This is a genomic window from Bacillus haikouensis, assembly GCF_013179555.1.
In the GTDB taxonomy this organism is placed as follows: Bacteria; Bacillota; Bacilli; order Bacillales; family Bacillaceae_B; genus Rossellomorea; species Rossellomorea haikouensis_A.
Map to the genome: position 1 here is coordinate 1 of NZ_JABMCR010000072.1, position 17,378 is coordinate 17,378.

Here is a 17,378-nt window from a genome sequence, read left to right on the forward strand (position 1 = left end):
GTACACCGGAAAACGAATGAAACACTGCTTTTGTGTGAAGCGGCCGGCTATGACATCATCATCATAGAAACGGTAGGTGTCGGTCAAAGTGAAATCATGGTCAGACAAATGGTGGACTTTTTCCTGTTATTGGCGATAACCGGAGCGGGAGACGAGCTGCAAGGCATGAAAAAGGGAATCATGGAGCTTTGTGATGCGATGGTCGTCAATAAAGCTGATGGTGAAAATAAGCTCCTTGCCGAAAAAACGAGACGGGAGCTGAATCAAATTCTCCATTTTCTAGTACCGGCAACAAAGGGATGGGGTTCCAGGGCTTATACATGCTCCTCTCTAGAAAAAAGAGGACTGACAGAAATATGGGAAGTCATTAAGGAATTCGAAGACAAAACGAAGGAAATCGGCAGCTTCCAGAGCAGGAGGACTCTTCAAAAAAAAGAATGGTTTTATACAATGTTAAAAGATCGCATTCTATCTGATTTCTTCCTTCATCAACGAATAAAACCTGCCATTTCACAGTTTGAGGAAAAAGTAAAGAACGGCGGTCTTACAACATCAAAGGCGATTGAAGAATTGCTCGCTTTATATAAGGAATCTTGATAGATTTTAAATTCTGTTAAAACTTATTGTATATTAAACTATTTCCAGCTGGTTATTGGGTCCAATACGCAGACCGCTGCGGGAAAAGTGAGACAGGTGAGACCTGTCCAGCTCCGGGGCATAGAGGCACATGTCATAAGCCAAACCGGCCAAGAAGGCAATGAACGCCTTCATGTCCGGTTCAATTTATGCCACCCGCCTCTGAGCAAAGCCCCTCCGCTTTTCTATTGTCCAGCTCCGGCGGCTAGCCCCTCGAGGTCATAAGCTAAATGGTCCAAGAAGGCAAAAAACGCCTTCCCGGCCCATTTTTCTTATGCTTGTCGGGGCTGGGCAAGCCGCCTCCGCTTTTCTAATGTCCAGCTCCGGGGCATAGAGGCACATGTCATAGTTAAATCGACTCGTGTTCTTACCTTCTATTCCATCTAAGAAGGAGGAGGAACATCAGCGGTATTTGAGCTATTTTAGGATCAAAAATGATGGAAACAGCTATTTTTATTGAAAATAAAGGCTTAAACTTGTTATGATGGTGGTACATCAAACTTCGTGAACAGTGAAGAGTGATAGAGAACATAGTGCAGTGAAAAGGAGAGTCCAAGAATGGATATGGATTTTAATTTATTTATGAACGATATTGTCCGCCAGGCCCGTCAGGAAATGGAGACATCCGGTTATTCACAATTAACAACAGAGGAAGAAGTAGACAATGCTTTAGCTAAATCGGGTACTACACTCGTTATGATCAACTCAGTATGCGGTTGTGCGGGGGGCATTGCACGTCCTGCAGCGGCTCATGCGATTCATTACGATAAAAGACCGGATCAATTGGTTACGGTGTTTGCAGGCCAGGACAAAGAAGCAACGGCAAAAGCGCGCAGTTACTTTACCGGTTACCCGCCATCCTCACCATCTTTCGCGCTATTGAAAGATGGAAAGCTCCTGACAATGGTGGAAAGACATGAAATTGAAGGTCATGACCCAATGTCGGTTGTAAACAAACTGCAAACCTATTTTGATGAATATTGCGAAGAAGTTTAATTATTTTACAACAGACCTGTCACGGGAAACGCTGGCAGGTCTATTTTTGTTGGCGCTTTTCCTGAATTTCGAAGAAAAATAATATATGTTGGGAAGTGAAAGGGCGAACCCTCAAAACCATCAGTGAAAAAGCCGATGCAAGAGATGATTTATCCATTCGGACATTCTTCCTTTTTGACAGCACCTTCTATATGGTATTCTTAAAGAATCATTTAACTGTTAGGAGTAAGAGTATGTTTCGTATTGGTTATCGAACACTCAAAACGGGAATCGGGACTGCCCTGGCGATCAGTATCGCCCAAATGTTTCACCTTGAAAATTTCGTATCTGCCGGGATCTTGACCATCCTGTGCATTCAAAACACTAAGAAAAAATCCATACAGGCATCCTCGAGCCGCTTCATCGCATGTGTGATCGGAATGTTATTTTCTGCTGCATTTTTTGAATTCATCGGCTATCATCCCATCGTCATAGGTCTCCTGCTTCTTGTCTTCATTCCTATAACGGTTTCTCTGCGCATAAAAGAAGGGATTGTCACAAGTTCAGTTATTATTCTCCATGTCTATTCTGCTGGAAATGTAAAGGTGGATCTCTTCGTTAATGAGCTGGGAATCATCGTGATCGGAATCGGGATTGCACTGATCATGAACCTGTACATGCCGAGTGTAGAAAATAAGCTTGTCGATTATCAGGAAAAAATCGAAGACAACTTTTATAAAATCTTCTGTGAACTGATCAATCATCTCAAAACCAATCAAAGCGACTGGGACGGAAAAGAGATCACCGAAACTGAGGAATTATTAAGAGAAGCTAAAACACTTGCCTTCAAAGATGTAGAAAATCATTTTCTCCGTAGCGAGGACAATTATTATGTCTATTTTAAAATGAGGGAAAAACAATTTGAAATCCTTCAGCGCATCCTTCCGATCGCTGCATCAATTTCGATGAGGGTTGAACCCGGAAAGAAAATAGCGCATTTCCTGGAAGAACTCAGCAGGCATATCCATCCTGGCAATACGGCACTATTTTACTTGAAAAAGCTGTATGATATGAAAATTGAGTTTGAACAGATGGATTTACCAAAAACAAGGGAAGAATTTGAAGTGAGGGCGGCCCTTTATCAGTTTGTGAAAGAAATGGAACAGTATTTATTGATTAAAAGTTCCTTTAAAGGCATCCAAAAGAATGATAAGAGGAAAAGAGAAGTAAACTACACCTAAATCAATCAAAAAAAGGGTGATACAACATGCGCTTACTTCTTGTTATTCTGTTCATGGCTTCCCCGATTTGGCCGCTGGGCAGTAACCCTTTGCCGGGTGATCCATTCCTGATTGTGAACAAAGAGACCAATCAGCTTGCCTATATAGATGAGGGGAAGATTGCCGGAACGTTTCCGGCAGCCACCGGGAAAACCGCTGATTTAACTCCCGAAGGACTATTTACCGTCACAGTGAAAGCAAAAAATCCCTATTACCGCAAGAAGGATATCCAGGGCGGCGATCCGGGGAATCCTCTTGGGTCAAGATGGATCGGCTTTGATGCTGAAGGCACGGATGGAAGGATCTACGGTATCCATGGAACGAATCAGCCCTCGAGCATCGGAAAGTATATTTCAAACGGATGTATCAGGATCTTGAATGAAAATGTAGAATATCTTTTTGACAGAGTGCCTGCAGGGACCAGAGTCCTCGTAGTGAAATCTTCAAAAACATTTTGGGAGCTGGGAAAAGAGTACGGGGCATTGAAATGAAAATGAAAAAGATCTGCTTTCGACTATGTCGATCAGCAGATCCTTTTTTATATGAGCCTGCAGTCGACTGAGCCGCTGCTGTTTCCTTATAATAAGAATGTCAGGCCAGCCATGATAGTGGAGGCAATCATGGCAAACAGCATCAAGTACACGACGATTTTTTGCATCTTCTTATTACCCATCGAATCTCTCCATTCCAATGAATCCATTTAAAGTATAGATATATTTTATCGTGATTGAACAGATAATACAACCTGTCCAATTATAGAAAGCACTTTATTTATTCGGTAAAATAGGAGGAATTTCGACAGAGGAAATCGAATTGTTATAGAGATAGGAGTACATCAAGTTAGGGGATGGCAAGAATGAAAAGAGTCGATCACATCGGGATAGCAGTATCATCAATACAACATGTTCTTCCATTTTATGAGGAGACGCTCGGGTTGAAGCTGTTGAAAGTGGAAGAAGTAATATCCGAAGGTGTCAAAGTTGCTTTTATTGACGGGGGAAATATCAAACTCGAATTACTTGAACCGCTACATAAAGAAAGTCCCATTGCAAAGTTTATCGAAAAAAAAGGTGAAGGAATTCATCACCTTGCCTTTGGAGTAGAGGGAATCGAAGAACGAATCCGGGAATTGCGTGAAAAAGGTGTAAGAATGATCAATGAAAACCCAAAACAAGGAGCAGGCGGGGCGATGGTTGCCTTCATGCATCCGAAATCTTCACATGGCGTGCTGTATGAGTTATGTGATAAAACGTACATCAAGGAGGATCATGCATAATGGATATTTATGAAAAGATTAATGAACTATACGACCGCAGAAGAGAAGTGGAACTTGGAGGCGGGGACGCGAAAATCGATAAACAGCATGAAAAAGGGAAGTTGACAGCAAGGGAAAGAATCGACATTCTGGTCGATCCCGGAAGCTTCGTTGAATTGAACCCTTTCATTGAACATAGATGTTCAGATTTTGGTTTGAATGGAGTAAATGGGCCTGGGGATGGGGTAGTCACCGGTTACGGTAAAGTCAACGGTAAACCCATTTACTTGTTTTCTCAGGATTTTACCGTGTTTGGCGGGGCGCTTGGGGAAATGCATGCGAAGAAAATTTCCAATGTCATGGACTTAGCCGTCAAAAATGGAGCCCCTTTCATCGGATTGAATGATTCCGGTGGTGCGCGCATCCAAGAGGGAGTAGTTTCCCTTGACGGGTACGGGCATATTTTCTACCGTAATTCGATCTATTCTGGAGTCATCCCGCAAATATCCGTCATCATGGGGCCATGTGCAGGCGGAGCAGTCTATTCCCCTGCGATTACCGATTTTGTATTCATGGTTGATGAGACAAGTCAGATGTTCATCACCGGTCCTAAAGTAATCGAGACGGTAACCGGTGAAAAAATCAGTTCCGAGGACCTTGGCGGAGCGAAAGTCCACAATACAATCAGCGGTAATGCACATTTCAGAGGGAAGACTGAAGAAGAAGTCCTTCTCGACGTTCGCAGGTTATTAAGTTATCTGCCTCAAAATAATGAGGAGAATCCTCCCCGCCTCGAGGTCTCGGAAGAAGATGATTACCGCGCTAATTTAACGGACCTAATTCCGTTCGATGCAATCCGCCCTTACGACGTTCGGACTGTCATCAATGAAATCGTCGATGAAGGAAGTTTCATGGAAGTACAAAAGGAGTTTGCCAAGAATATCGTAGTCGGTCTGGCTCGTATCAAAGGTGAAGTAGTAGGACTCGTTTGCAATCAGCCGAAGTTTATGGCCGGAGGGCTGGATATCGACTCTTCCGATAAAGCATCAAGATTCATACGCTTCTGTGATTCCTTCAATATTCCCATAATCACATTTGAAGATGTTACAGGGTTCTTCCCGGGAATCAAACAGGAGCATGGGGGCATAATCCGCCACGGAGCGAAAATCCTATACGCATATTCAGAAGCGACCGTTCCAAAAATGACGGTCATTCTAAGAAAAGCATACGGGGGTGCTTATGTAGCACTGAACAGCAAGTCGATTGGTGCTGACCTTGTATTTGCCTGGCCGAATGCAGAAATTGCCGTGATGGGGCCGCAGGGTGCAGCCAATATTATCTTTGCACGGGAAATTGCAGGAAGTGATGCTCCCGAAGAACTTCGCGAGCAGAAAATTGAAGAATACCGTGAGAAATTTGCAAATCCTTATGTAGCTGCATCCCGAGGTATGGTCGATGACGTCATCGATCCAAGGGAAACCCGGATCAAGCTTATCCAGGGACTTGAAATGATGAGAAACAAAAAAGAAGAGAGACCGGCGAAAAAACACGGAAACATTCCTCTGTAAGGAAGTATATTTGTCCGGTTCTCACATTCACGATATACTAGAACAGTGAATACATATTGTGGAGGTCAAACTAATGATAAATCAAGAGCGTTTATTAAACGAATTCCTGGAATTGGTACAGATCGATTCCGAAACAAAAGATGAAGCAGAGATTGCAAAGGTGTTAACGAAAAAGTTTACAGATCTTGGTGTAGATGTATTTGAAGATGACACAATGAGTGTCACTGGTCATGGTGCCGGGAACCTCATCTGTAACCTGAAAGGCAACAAAGAAGGTGTCGATACCATTTATTTCACTTCCCACATGGATACGGTTGTTCCTGCAAAAGGAGTCAAACCGACTGTCAAGGAAGACGGTTATGTATATTCCGACGGGACGACGATTCTTGGGGCGGATGATAAAGCAGGCCTTGCAACGATGCTTGAAGCAGTTCGTATCTTGAAAGAAGAAAATATCTCACACGGCGATATTCAGTTCATCATAACCGTAGGTGAGGAATCCGGTCTCGTTGGTGCTAAAGCGCTTGACTCTTCCCTGGTGAAGGCGAAATACGGATTTGCACTTGATTCTGACGGGAAAGTCGGAAATATTATCGTGGCAGCTCCGACGCAGGCGAAAATTCTTGCAACAATTTTCGGTAAGACAGCACATGCCGGAGTGGCTCCTGAAAAAGGTGTTTCCGCGATCACCATTGCTGCAAAAGCGATCGCTAAGATGCCGCTTGGCCGCATCGACGAGGAAACAACTGCCAACATCGGACGGTTTGAAGGCGGAAAAGCAACAAATATTGTTTGCGAGCAAGTAGATATTTTAGCGGAGGCACGCTCACTAGTGCCTGAAAAAATGGAAAAACAAGTGGAGAAGATGAAAACTGCATTTGAAACAGTGGCAGAAGAAATGGGTGGGAAAGCCGATGTGGAGGTACAGGTCATGTACCCGGGATTTAAATTCAGTGATGGTGACGAAGTCGTGGAAGTGGCTAAGCGTGCTGCCAAGAAAATCGGCCGCCCGAGTGAACTGCTGACAAGTGGAGGCGGAAGCGACGCAAACGTCATCGCAGGCTTCGGCGTACCAACAGTCAACTTGGCTGTTGGATATGAAGAAATCCACACGAAAAGCGAAAGAATGCCAGTCGAAGAATTGAACAAGCTGGCTGAAATGGTCGTGGCGGTCATACAGGAAGTGGCTGAATAGAAAAGCGTGAGCGGCTTGTTCAAAGGCGACAAGCCTAATAGGTAGCATCCATAAAGGCGTTCTTTGCCTTTTGGGTGGCATGACTTATGTCTCGAGCTTTTAGCCGCAGGAGCAGGGTGTGCTTATGATCTCATGGGTCCGGCCCTGCTGCAGCATATCACAATGTCCATTAACATTTAAATGTTAGTGGACATTTTTATTCATAACACTGATTAACCTCTCAAAACCAGTTCAAATATGGTACATTAGAAGGAACATAGACAAAGAGTTGAGAGGGGATTTTAAGAATGATGACAAAAGTAGTCGTTTTTCATGCAGGCAGGGAAGAGTATGCCCTACCGATTCAAAATGTGATTTCGATTGAAAGACTTGAGAATATTAACCCGGTTCCACAACTGCCTTCATATGTTCTCGGATTAATCAAAGTAAGAAATGAACTCATTCCGGTTTTGGATCTTTCCTCTATTTTATACAATGAAGTATTGAATACCGAAGAAGCGTTATTTCTGCTTGTCGTACATACAGAAACACTTCAGGTTGGACTTGTAGTAAAGGAAGCGAAAGAAATTCTTGAAGTTGCCGATGCATCGATCACAGATGTCGGCCTGCTCGCCTATTCAAAGACAAAATACTTCAATAGTGTGATCAACTTAGAGAATCGGATCATCACAAAAATTGATCTGGATGTTCTGGTGGAAAGCTTGGAAGGAATTAAAGAAATTAGGGATTACGTTCACAAGCAAAAAATCTCACAAAATTAATGAAATGAAAGACGCGGTTAGTATGAATTCACATTACCCCAAGAATGGCAGGGTCATTCTTCACGTCGATATGAATAGCTTTTACGCATCAGTTGAAATGGCTTACGATCCCGGTCTTAAGGGAAAGCCTTTAGCGATAGCGGGAAACCCAAAAGAGAGAAAAGGCATTATCGTAACGTGCAGCTATGAAGCAAGAAGCTTCGGAGTGAAAACGACTATGCCTCTTTGGGAAGCTAAAAAACTGTGTCCAAACCTGATTATAAAGCCGCCTAACTTCGATCGATACCGTGCTGCTTCAAAAGGGATGTTCGCTATTTTAAGACAGTATTCAGACCTCGTAGAGCCGGTTTCCATCGATGAAGGCTATCTGGATATTACCGATTCATTTGAAATTGGCACCCCTCTGGAAATAGCCTCTTCTATACAAAACCAAATAAAGAGTCAATTGGACCTGCCTTGTTCGATAGGCATAGCCCCGAACAAATTTCTTGCTAAAACCGCTTCGGATATGAAAAAGCCGATGGGGATAACAATTTTGAGAAAAAGGGATATTCCCGCCAAGCTATGGCCGCTTCCCGTTATTGAAATGCATGGAGTCGGCTTGAAAACAGCCGAAAAGCTGAACAGTCTGGGAATAAAAACATGTAAGGAGTTAGCACAAGCTAATGATATTCAGATTAAATCCGTTCTCGGAATTAACGGATTACGCTTAAAGGAACGTGCGAATGGCACAGACAGGCGCATTGTGGATCCTGATTCGATCTATGATTATAAGAGCGTTGGGAATTCAACTACACTCCCGAAAGATACCACGAATCAAAATGAACTCCTCTCAACGATCGACCGCCTCTGTGCAAAAGTGTCAGAGCGGCTTAATCAGAAGGATGTAGTGGGTACCACAGTACAAATCATGATTCGTGACAAATTCAGAAAGACGATAACAAGAAGCCGGAAAATAGAAAACCCTGTTATGAAAAGAGAAGATCTCTTTCTTTATTCCAAGGATCTTTTTATCAAAAACTGGAATGGGGACCCAGTAAGGCTGCTGGGTGTGACGGTACAGGACTTAATTGAAAAGAATGAAGCGACAGAGCAGCTGGATCTGTTTTCATATGAAAGCACGGCAAAACAGGAACCCTTATTCAATGTCCTTTCCAAATTACATGAAAAATTCGGTAAAGGTTCCATCACCAAAGGGATCAGGGGAAAAGAGAAGGGAACAGCCTGCGATTCCAATCAGGATACAAGTTTTAATAAGGACTTTTTACGCGATTAATGGGTATTCTATGAAAAGCAGCAGGCATATTACGGAATTGAGAAGAAACGGATTAGTTGCAACGTCCGAATATTCTTGTTAGATTTAAAGAGATTATCTACGTGTTTTTGAAATAATAGATGGCTTTTGATTAACAGAGAAACCTACACAGAAAGGACGTTGACTGAAATGTCTAAGCAGGAAATCGGTGTTATTGGATTAGCAGTAATGGGAAAAAACCTTGCATGGAATATTGAAAGCAGAGGATATTCTGTGTCTGTTTATAATCGTTCTGGTGAAAAAACGGATGAAATGGTGAATGAATCAAACGGAAAGAAGATTGTACCTACATACACGATTGAAGAATTCGTGAATTCTCTCGAAAAACCAAGAAAAATCCTCCTTATGGTAAAAGCGGGGAAAGCAACGGACGCAACTATCGATCAATTGAAACCATTCCTTGAAAAAGGGGATATTCTGATCGACGGCGGTAACACATTTTTTGAAGATACAAGAAGACGTAATCAAGAACTGAGTGAATCCGGCATTCACTTTATCGGTACAGGGGTGTCAGGCGGTGAAGAAGGGGCTTTAACCGGCCCGTCGATCATGCCTGGCGGTCAAAAGGAAGCATATGAGCTTGTTGCCCCGATCCTTAAAGATATTGCGGCAAAAGTAAACGATGAAGCGTGTACAACATATATCGGTCCTGATGGTGCCGGTCACTATGTTAAGATGGTCCACAATGGAATAGAATACGGCGATATGCAGCTGATTGCGGAATCTTACTTCCTTATGAAAAATGTTCTGGGACTTAGCGCCGAAGAACTTCACAAAGTTTTCGCTGATTGGAACAACGGGGAGCTGGACAGCTATCTCATCGAAATCACAGCTGATATCTTCACGAAAAAAGATGAGGAAACCGGCAAGCCGATGGTTGATGTCATCCTTGATAAAGCCGGTCAAAAGGGTACCGGCAAATGGACAAGTCAAAGTGCCCTGGATTTAGGGGTATCCCTGCCGATCATCACGGAATCTGTATTTGCACGCTTTATTTCAGCCATCAAGGATGAGCGTATCAAAGCGAGCAAAATCCTGAAAGGTCCTGATACAACTGGTTTCACAGGTGATAAGCAAGCTCTCGTCGAATCCATCCGCAAAGCCCTTTACATGAGCAAAATCTGTTCGTATGCCCAAGGGTTCGCGCAAATGCGTTCAGCGAGCGACGAATATGATTGGAATCTTCAATATGGCGATATCGCAATGATATTCCGTGGCGGCTGCATCATCAGGGCTCAATTCCTGCAAAAGATCAAGGAAGCCTACGACCGTGAGCCGAGCCTTACAAACCTTCTCCTCGATCCTTACTTCAAGGAAATCGTGGAAGGCTATCAATATGCACTTCGCGAAGTCATCTCTACAGCCGTTCAGAATGGTGTCCCTGTACCTGGTTTCTCAGCGGCGCTTTCGTACTACGACAGCTACCGTACAGAAACATTGCCTGCCAATTTGATACAGGCTCAGCGTGACTACTTTGGTGCGCATACGTATGAGCGTGTAGACAAGGAAGGTACGTTCCATACGGAGTGGATGAAATAAGGATACAAGCAAAAGCCCCGCTGAATCAGCGGGGCTTTCTGTATGTTTTATGACATTCTCATTAACATTGTTCTACATCCAGATTCGCTATCGGCCACCAATAGTATCCGTCCTTCGCCAATAGGTTGTCGGCGGCTTTTGGCCCCATCGAACCGGAATCATAGTTAGGGAACTGTTCATCACGCGTCTTTTCCCAGACTTCAGAAATCTTATCTACAAACGCCCAAGACAGTTTCACTTCATCCCAGTGGGTGAAATTCGTGGCATCTCCGCGCATGCAATCATGAAGAAGTTTTTCATATGCTTCTGGAGTATTCATCCCGTCGACACTTGTATTGGCAAAGTTCAATTTAACCGGTGTTGTTTCAATGTTCTGACCGGACTTTTTAACATTCAAGTGAAGGGTAATGCCCTCTTCCGGCTGAATGTGGATGACCAGCAGATTCGGTGCCAGCGGCTTGTCCGTATTGTAGTATAAATTCATAGGGATATCCTTGAACTGTATGACGATTTTTGTGGACTTGGTAGCCATCCGTTTTCCTGTCCGGATATAGAATGGTACTCCTGCCCAGCGGAAATTATCGATCATCAGCTTGCCGGCTACATATGTTTCAGTGTTGGAATAATCGTTCACATTTTCTGCTTCACGGTATCCCGCGACACTTTGGTCCTTTGAAGTACCTCGTCCATATTGACCGCGCACAAAATAGTCTTTGACTTCTTCTGATTCAAATGGACGAAGAGCTCTCAATACGCGGACTTTTTCGCTTCTGATTTCATCAGTCGTCAATTTAATTGGCGGCTCCATCGCAAGGAGCGCCACCATTTGAAGCATGTGGTTCTGAACCATATCCCTCAGAGCTCCGCTTTTTTCATAATAACGCCCGCGTTCTTCCACTCCCAGCTCTTCGGAAGAAGTCACCTGGATGTTTGAAATATACCGATTATTCCATAAAGGCTCAAACATGGCATTGGCAAAACGGATCACTTCGATATTCTGCACCATTTCTTTTCCGAGGTAGTGGTCGATACGGTATATTTGATCTTCCGTGAAGGACTCGCGGATTTGACTGTTCAGCTTTTCTGCTGATGGAAGGTCATGTCCGAAAGGCTTTTCAATGACCAGCCGCTGGAACCCTTTTGTTTCTGTCAATCCCTGAGTCTTTAATTGGTCTGTAATGGTCCCAAAGAATTCAGGAGCCATTGCCAGGTAGAAAATACGGTTCCCTTCCAATTGATAATGTTCATCCAATTCTTCTGTAAGTTGTTTCTGCGCCTGATAGGAATCACTATTCGATAAATCATTTTGCTGATAGTGAAAATGGGAAACGAACCCATCGATGTTTTCATTATTGCCAAGGGCATTATGTACAGATGTTCTGACATGCTCTTGAAAATCTTCATTTGACCAGTTACGGCGTCCGACACCTATGACGGCAAATCGCTCCGAAATTTTTCCTTTACGGAACAAATGATAAAGAGACGGATATAGTTTTCTTTTTGCTAAATCCCCCGTAGCTCCAAAAATAGTGATCAGAGAAGAGGGTGTATTAGAGTTTTTCACTGTCATGACCTCACTTTATCTAGTTGCTGATCTGATATAAAAGAATGCTTTTTCCTATTTATTATCTACAATTATTTAATTTTAAAGATTAAATGAGCATTTAGCAAATTATATGCTGATAAACTTTCAGCTGAAAAGGGACCGTCATCTTTTATGTTGGCTTTATTCTTAAATCTTATAACCTCATCCTTCTAAAGGAGCTGATCCTTAAATCTAAATTTGAAAGCTTAGCAGCACGGGAATTCCCGGAAAATGTGCTATGATAGGGAGTAACATCGATCTCAGCAGGGGTGAAGAAACGTGGAAATATTATTTCTTGGCACTGGAGCCGGAGTACCGGCCAAGCTCCGCAATGTAACAAGTATTGCGTTGAAATTATTGGAGGAAAGAGGTGCCGTGTGGCTTTTCGACTGTGGTGAAGCTACACAGCATCAGATTTTACATACGAGTTTGAAACCGAGAAGAATCGAGAAAATCTTTATCACCCACCTTCACGGAGACCATATATACGGATTGCCCGGTTTGCTTGGAAGCAGATCCTTTCAGGGAGGAGAATCGGAGCTTACTGTCTATGGTCCTAAGGGCATAAAGCAGTTCATCGAAGTATCATTATCGATCAGCCAAACCCATCTGAAATACCCCCTTCAAATAGTCGAGATAGAAGAAGGTGTGATATTTGAGGATGAGGGCTTCAGAGTGGTAGCGAAGGAACTTCAGCATGCACTCCCTACTTTCGGTTTCAGAGTTGAGGAGAAGGATAAACGAGGGGAACTGCAGGTGGACCGACTTCAGGAAAGAGGGGTTACGCCAGGACCGGTTTATAAAAAGCTGAAGGCTGGCGAAGAGATTGTACTCGAAGATGGGAGCATTTTAAACGGAAATGATTACATCGGTCCCTCTATTCCCGGACGTGTCGTCACCATTCTGGGGGATACCCGTATATGTGCAAATGGAACCGAGCTTGCACGTTCAGCTGATGTGCTGGTCCATGAAGCTACTTTCAATAAAGACCAGGGAGAGATGGCATACGAATATTTTCACTCCACCACTAAACAGGCAGCAGAAACCGCAGCTGATGCCGGAGTGACTATCCTGTTCCTGACCCATATCTCTTCCAGGTTCGCTAAAGAAGCATGGACGGAACTGCAACAAGAAGCGCGGGAAGTATTCCCCGATAGCTATATCGCGATGGATTTCATGGAGCATGTTATTCCATTGAAAAAGTAGGGAGGAGTTCATCACATGAAGACCATTTACATCGTGCGTCATGCCAAAGCTGTTGGCCAGCCATTCCATGCGCCATTAACGCAGGAAGGGGAAGAACAGGCACGCTGCCTTGTTTCTTTCTTAGAGAAATACCCGGTTGAAATCATCTATTCAAGCCCTTTTAAAAGAACTCTGCAAACAATTCAGCCATTTGCAGAACGTAAAGGGATTTCCATACACAAAGATGACCGTTTAGGTGAGAGAATACTGAGTGAAACGGATCTTCCAGACTGGAAGGATAAACTGCGGGAGAGTTTCGAGGATTTTTCCCTTGTCTTTCCCGGGGGAGAGTCCAATGAAGAAGGCATGAAGCGTGCCGCGTCGTTTATCGAGGATATCCTGAAGCAAGAAGAAAATCATATTGTCGTTGTAAGTCACGGCAATCTTACCACTTTACTTTTGCGCTGCTTCGATAAGAATTATGGATTCGATGAATTGTTCGCTTTGACCAATCCGGATGTGTACCTTGTCAAGGTGGATGAGGGCAGGGTCGAACGGGTTTGGACCACTTGATTCAATAAAGTAGCCTGCTTGATGAGTGAAATTGCTTTCAAGCAGGCTTTTTTGATGCGGTGTATAAATCATCCAAGAAGGCAAAGAGCGCCTTTCTGGATGACTCGTCTTATGCTTGTCGCCTCTGGGCAAAGCCCTTCCGCTTTTCTAGTTGTCCAGCTCCGGCGGCTAGAGGCTCGAGACATAAGTCAAGCCATCCAAAAAGGCAAAGAGCGCCTTTCCGGATGACTCGTCTTATGCTTGTCGCCTCTGGTCGAGCCGCCTCCGCTTTTCTTTGTCCAGCTCCAGGGCTTAGAGGCCCATGTCATAAGCCAAATCGACCAAGAAGGCAAAAAACGCCTTCATGGCCGATTCGTCTTATGCCACCCGCCTCTGAGCAAAGCCCTTCCGCTTTTCTAGTTGTCCAGCTCCGGCGGCTAGAGTCTCGAGACATAAGTCAAGCCATCCAAAAAGGCAAAGAGCGCCTTTCCGGATGACTCGTCTTATGCTTGTCGCCTCTGGTCGAGTCGCCTCCGCTTTTCTGTTTACCAGCCTCTTTCATACTGTTTTGGCGGCTGGATTTCTTCGTTTAGTTCTTTTGCGGCAGTGCGAGGCCAGTATGGATCTCTAAGGAGCTCTCTTCCAAGGAGGATAAGGTCGGCACGCTGATTCTGGAGAATTTCCTCTGCTTGAATTCCGGAGGTGATGAGTCCCACTGCCCCTGTAGGGATACCGGCATCTTTCTTGATGGTTTCAGCAAGTTTAACCTGATAACCTGGGTATACCGGTATTCTTGCAGGTACGACCGCTCCTGAACTAACGTCGATCAGATCGATTCCCTGTTCTTTCATCCACTGCGAAAATACAACGTAATCTTCTACATCTAATCCGTCCTCAAGGTAATCTTTAGCAGACACACGGACGAGGAGAGGTCCGTCCCATATTTCTTTAATTCCGTCGATCACTTCACGGAGGAAGCGGTAACGGTTTTCTGCAGAGCCCCCGTATTCGTCTGTTCTTTTATTCGCTAAAGGAGATAGGAATTCGTTGATGAGGTATCCGTGAGCCCCGTGTATTTCAATGACATCGAATCCCGCTTTCTTAGCTCTTTCAGCGCCTTTCACGAATGCAGAAATGGTTTCTTTTATATCGTCAGAAGTCATTTCCAGAGGTGTTTTCATATCATCGTTAAAAGCGATGGCAGAAGGAGCGATGATGTCACCCTCTAATACGGCTTTTCTGCCTGCATGGGCTAATTGTATACCGGTTTTTGCACCTTGTTCCTTGATCAAGCTTACTAACTCGCTAAGGCGTTCGATATGATCGTCACTCCAGATACCGAGATCCTGCGGGGAGATTCTGCCTTGGGGAGTCACCGCGGTTGCTTCCTGTATAATTAATCCTGCGCCGCCTACAGCCCTGCTCACATAATGTGTACGGTGCCAGTTTTCTATCTTTCCATCTTCATTGTGTGAGGAATACATGCACATAGGTGCCATCACGATCCGGTTCTTAAGCTCAATATTTTTTATTGTATAAGGTTCGAATAACTTTGTTTTCAACAAAAAATCTCCTTTCGGCCATTTATTTCGGGTTCCTAAATAGTTGTTCTCCCTCATTATAACAATCTGGATTTACACGTGAAAAGAAATCTGCTTATTCCGTTTATTTTAAATGATTGAACGTTAATTCTCTACCCATCTCTTCCGAACGCGCCTTGGCTGAATCTATACATTTTGAGAATGCATCGCTTACTCCGGATTCTTCCAGAACGTTAATGCCGGCTTCTGTCGTTCCACCTGGACTGGTTACATTTCTCCGCAGTATACCGGCTTCCAGACCTGAGTCTTCTAGCATTTTTGATGCACCTGAAATGGTCTGGATGATCAATGCCTTTGCAAGTTCTTTTTGCATTCCTAAATCCACTGCCGCTCTCTCTAGGAGCTCTGCAACATAATAAATATAAGCTGGACCGCTTCCTGACACGGCTGTGATCAAATCCATCTGTTCCTCAGCAACTTCCACGGACAATCCGACCGAACGGAAAAATTTCAGCGTCCATTCTTTGTGCTGTTCTGAAAGAAACTCATTATATGTGACAGCTGTAGCTGACTTTCCAAGTGCAGCACTGGTATTCGGCATTGCTCTTGCGATGGCTCCCTTAAACGTGAGGGTTTCACTGACATGATCGATCGATATGCCGGCTAATACAGAAATGATGAGTGTTCCTGGTGAGAGGAAGCTCTTAATCACAGGTGCTGCCTCGTGGAAATCCTTTGGCTTCATGGCAAGGATGATTACTTCGAATTCTTCATCTGAGGGGAGGCGGCAGCTTATCCCGTTCACGCCATAATGTTCAATTAATTCTGTTAACCGCTGTTGATTGGACCTATTTGTAACATACACTTCTTCTTTTTTGAAAACTTGTGCATCTATGGCTCCTCTTAACAAGGCATGTGCCATCGAGCCAGCTCCGATAAACAATATTTTCATTTAAACATTCCCTCCTTGTGAAAAAATAAAAGACCCCTTCATCCATAAAGGACGAAAGGGTCGTGCTTCCGTGGTACCACCTTGTTTTATCCATTCTGCAGAGCTGAATGAATACACTTGAATTTCCATATAACGCTGGAAACGTTCTGTTTTAAGACGCTCTAAAGGCAGGTTCACGGACACAGGGGACGACAGTGCTTTTCAGCCTATGAGCACCGATCTCTAACGCCATTTATCCGCTACTATTCTTTATCATCGCTTTCACTTTATATTATAGGTGATTATCTTAAAAAAGCAGCTTGTCTGTCAAGAGTTTATTTCAGTATATTCACAAGATAAGAAAAATGACAAAGAAAGGAATAAAATGTACACTAATAAATGAAGGGTCATTCATTTTATGGACGATTCAATTACGCGGGAATGTGGTGGAACAATGACAACAACTGGTTTTGTGAATAACATTGCTAAGATTACGCTATCAACACCGTATGCCGTGGGGGATGTCAATGCCTATTTGATAAAAGGGGATGTGCTTACCCTGGTGGACGCGGGACCTCTTACGGATACTGCCTGGAGCCAGCTGACCGTTGCACTTGCCTCTTTAGGCTATTCTGCGGATGATATCGAGCAAATCGTTCTTACTCATCATCATCCCGATCACGCCGGAATGCTGCAGCGCTTTTCAGACTCTGTGAAAATTATCGGGCATAAATATAATCAGTACTGGATCAATAGAGATGAGCTTTTTCATCGAGATTATGATCGTTTTTTTTATCGGTTGGGGTCGGAATCAGGGCTTCCTCAAGCGTATCTTTCAGCCATCCCTAAATTTAAAAGCCCTCTGAAATATATGGGGAACAGAAGTTTGGATGATGCTGTAAAAGAAGGTGATATATTACCCGGCATGCCCGGATGGAAGGTCATTGAAACTCTTGGGCATGCCCAAAGTCATCTTTCTTTTTACCGGGAAAGTGACGGGGTCATGATAGCGGGAGATCATATCCTCGTCCATATCTCTCCCAATCCAATCATCGAGCCT

The 17,378-nt window shown here is 43.9% G+C and carries 17 protein-coding genes; 13 read left to right on the forward strand and 4 right to left on the reverse strand.

The window, feature by feature from the left end:
• The 4 genes from HP456_RS09070 to HP456_RS09085 form a co-directional block, all read left to right on the forward strand.
• Nucleotides 1–597: P-loop NTPase family protein (locus HP456_RS09070; protein WP_512698740.1), on the forward strand; the 597-nt coding region annotated here is incomplete at its 5' end.
• A 597-nt stretch (nt 598–1,194) separates the two neighbouring features.
• Nucleotides 1,195–1,632 carry a BrxA/BrxB family bacilliredoxin gene (locus tag HP456_RS09075; RefSeq protein WP_172250225.1) on the forward strand — a complete coding sequence of 146 codons (438 nt, stop codon included), beginning with the start codon at nt 1,195–1,197 and terminating at the stop codon, nt 1,630–1,632.
• A 233-nt stretch (nt 1,633–1,865) separates the two neighbouring features.
• Nucleotides 1,866–2,852, forward strand: coding sequence for an aromatic acid exporter family protein (locus HP456_RS09080; RefSeq protein WP_172250227.1), 987 nt, complete (start codon nt 1,866–1,868; stop codon nt 2,850–2,852).
• A gap of 26 nt (nt 2,853–2,878) precedes the next feature.
• A complete protein-coding gene (locus HP456_RS09085) occupies nt 2,879–3,382 on the forward strand; it encodes a L,D-transpeptidase (protein WP_172250229.1) in 504 nt (167 codons plus the stop codon).
• 86 nt (nt 3,383–3,468) lie between these two features.
• Here HP456_RS09085 and prli42 read toward each other — a convergent pair whose 3' ends face one another.
• On the reverse strand, nt 3,469–3,564 hold the full coding sequence (prli42, locus tag HP456_RS09090; protein ID WP_172250231.1) for a stressosome-associated protein Prli42: 96 nt from the start codon (nt 3,562–3,564) through the stop codon (nt 3,469–3,471).
• 183 nt (nt 3,565–3,747) lie between these two features.
• Between prli42 and mce the strand changes: the two genes are divergently transcribed.
• From mce to gnd, 6 genes are all read left to right on the forward strand, one after another.
• The gene (gene mce / locus HP456_RS09095; protein WP_172250233.1) at nt 3,748–4,167 is read left to right on the forward strand and encodes a methylmalonyl-CoA epimerase; all 420 of its coding nucleotides are present in this window, start codon (nt 3,748–3,750) and stop codon (nt 4,165–4,167) included.
• Nucleotides 4,167–5,714 carry an acyl-CoA carboxylase subunit beta gene (locus HP456_RS09100; RefSeq protein WP_172250235.1) on the forward strand — a complete coding sequence of 516 codons (1,548 nt, stop codon included), beginning with the start codon at nt 4,167–4,169 and terminating at the stop codon, nt 5,712–5,714. The genes mce and HP456_RS09100 overlap by 1 nt, the downstream gene beginning before the upstream one ends.
• Before the next feature lie 73 nt (nt 5,715–5,787).
• Nucleotides 5,788–6,909, forward strand: coding sequence for a M20/M25/M40 family metallo-hydrolase (locus HP456_RS09105; RefSeq protein WP_172250237.1), 1,122 nt, complete (start codon nt 5,788–5,790; stop codon nt 6,907–6,909).
• A gap of 287 nt (nt 6,910–7,196) precedes the next feature.
• The gene (locus tag HP456_RS09110) at nt 7,197–7,670 is read left to right on the forward strand and encodes a chemotaxis protein CheW (RefSeq protein WP_172250239.1); all 474 of its coding nucleotides are present in this window, start codon (nt 7,197–7,199) and stop codon (nt 7,668–7,670) included.
• Nucleotides 7,671–7,692: 22 nt separating this feature from the next.
• Nucleotides 7,693–8,946 carry a DNA polymerase IV gene (locus HP456_RS09115; RefSeq protein ID WP_172250241.1) on the forward strand — a complete coding sequence of 418 codons (1,254 nt, stop codon included), beginning with the start codon at nt 7,693–7,695 and terminating at the stop codon, nt 8,944–8,946.
• A gap of 168 nt (nt 8,947–9,114) precedes the next feature.
• Nucleotides 9,115–10,524: an NADP-dependent phosphogluconate dehydrogenase gene (gene gnd, locus HP456_RS09120; RefSeq protein WP_172250243.1), complete on the forward strand. Its 1,410-nt coding sequence runs from the start codon at nt 9,115–9,117 to the stop codon at nt 10,522–10,524.
• A gap of 61 nt (nt 10,525–10,585) precedes the next feature.
• On the opposite strand, the gene zwf is transcribed toward gnd, so the two are convergent.
• Entirely contained in the window at nt 10,586–12,094 is a 1,509-nt protein-coding gene (gene zwf / locus HP456_RS09125) for a glucose-6-phosphate dehydrogenase (protein WP_216663223.1), read from the reverse strand.
• 294 nt (nt 12,095–12,388) lie between these two features.
• Here zwf and rnz point away from each other — a divergent pair, with 294 nt between their 5' ends.
• A complete protein-coding gene (gene rnz, locus HP456_RS09130) occupies nt 12,389–13,315 on the forward strand; it encodes a ribonuclease Z (protein ID WP_172250247.1) in 927 nt (308 codons plus the stop codon).
• Between the two features lie 15 nt (nt 13,316–13,330).
• Nucleotides 13,331–13,867, forward strand: coding sequence for a histidine phosphatase family protein (locus tag HP456_RS09135; protein WP_172250249.1), 537 nt, complete (start codon nt 13,331–13,333; stop codon nt 13,865–13,867).
• A 524-nt stretch (nt 13,868–14,391) separates the two neighbouring features.
• Here HP456_RS09135 and namA read toward each other — a convergent pair.
• Nucleotides 14,392–15,408 (reverse strand): NADPH dehydrogenase NamA, encoded by a 1,017-nt coding sequence (gene namA / locus HP456_RS09140; protein ID WP_172250251.1) that lies wholly within the window; start codon nt 15,406–15,408, stop codon nt 14,392–14,394.
• Between the two features lie 103 nt (nt 15,409–15,511).
• On the reverse strand, nt 15,512–16,339 hold the full coding sequence (gene proC, locus HP456_RS09145; RefSeq protein ID WP_172250253.1) for a pyrroline-5-carboxylate reductase: 828 nt from the start codon (nt 16,337–16,339) through the stop codon (nt 15,512–15,514).
• 433 nt (nt 16,340–16,772) lie between these two features.
• On the opposite strand from proC, the gene HP456_RS09150 reads away from it, so the two are divergent.
• Nucleotides 16,773–17,378: MBL fold metallo-hydrolase (locus HP456_RS09150; RefSeq protein WP_172250255.1), on the forward strand; the 606-nt coding region annotated here is incomplete at its 3' end.

Excerpts from the sequence above, each read along its gene's own strand:
- zwf (WP_216663223.1), bottom strand. The coding sequence starts at position 12,094 with ATGACAGTGAAAAACTCTAATACACCCTCTTCTCTGATCACTATTTTT.
- HP456_RS09105 (WP_172250237.1), top strand. The coding sequence starts at position 5,788 with ATGATAAATCAAGAGCGTTTATTAAACGAATTCCTGGAATTGGTACAG.
- HP456_RS09110 (WP_172250239.1), top strand. The coding sequence starts at position 7,197 with ATGATGACAAAAGTAGTCGTTTTTCATGCAGGCAGGGAAGAGTATGCC.
- gnd (WP_172250243.1), top strand. The coding sequence starts at position 9,115 with ATGTCTAAGCAGGAAATCGGTGTTATTGGATTAGCAGTAATGGGAAAA.
- proC (WP_172250253.1), bottom strand. The coding sequence starts at position 16,339 with ATGAAAATATTGTTTATCGGAGCTGGCTCGATGGCACATGCCTTGTTA.
- HP456_RS09115 (WP_172250241.1), top strand. The coding sequence starts at position 7,693 with ATGAATTCACATTACCCCAAGAATGGCAGGGTCATTCTTCACGTCGAT.
- HP456_RS09080 (WP_172250227.1), top strand. The coding sequence starts at position 1,866 with ATGTTTCGTATTGGTTATCGAACACTCAAAACGGGAATCGGGACTGCC.
- HP456_RS09100 (WP_172250235.1), top strand. The coding sequence starts at position 4,167 with ATGGATATTTATGAAAAGATTAATGAACTATACGACCGCAGAAGAGAA.
- prli42 (WP_172250231.1), bottom strand. The coding sequence starts at position 3,564 with ATGGGTAATAAGAAGATGCAAAAAATCGTCGTGTACTTGATGCTGTTT.
- HP456_RS09075 (WP_172250225.1), top strand. The coding sequence starts at position 1,195 with ATGGATATGGATTTTAATTTATTTATGAACGATATTGTCCGCCAGGCC.
- HP456_RS09085 (WP_172250229.1), top strand. The coding sequence starts at position 2,879 with ATGCGCTTACTTCTTGTTATTCTGTTCATGGCTTCCCCGATTTGGCCG.
- mce (WP_172250233.1), top strand. The coding sequence starts at position 3,748 with ATGAAAAGAGTCGATCACATCGGGATAGCAGTATCATCAATACAACAT.
- HP456_RS09135 (WP_172250249.1), top strand. The coding sequence starts at position 13,331 with ATGAAGACCATTTACATCGTGCGTCATGCCAAAGCTGTTGGCCAGCCA.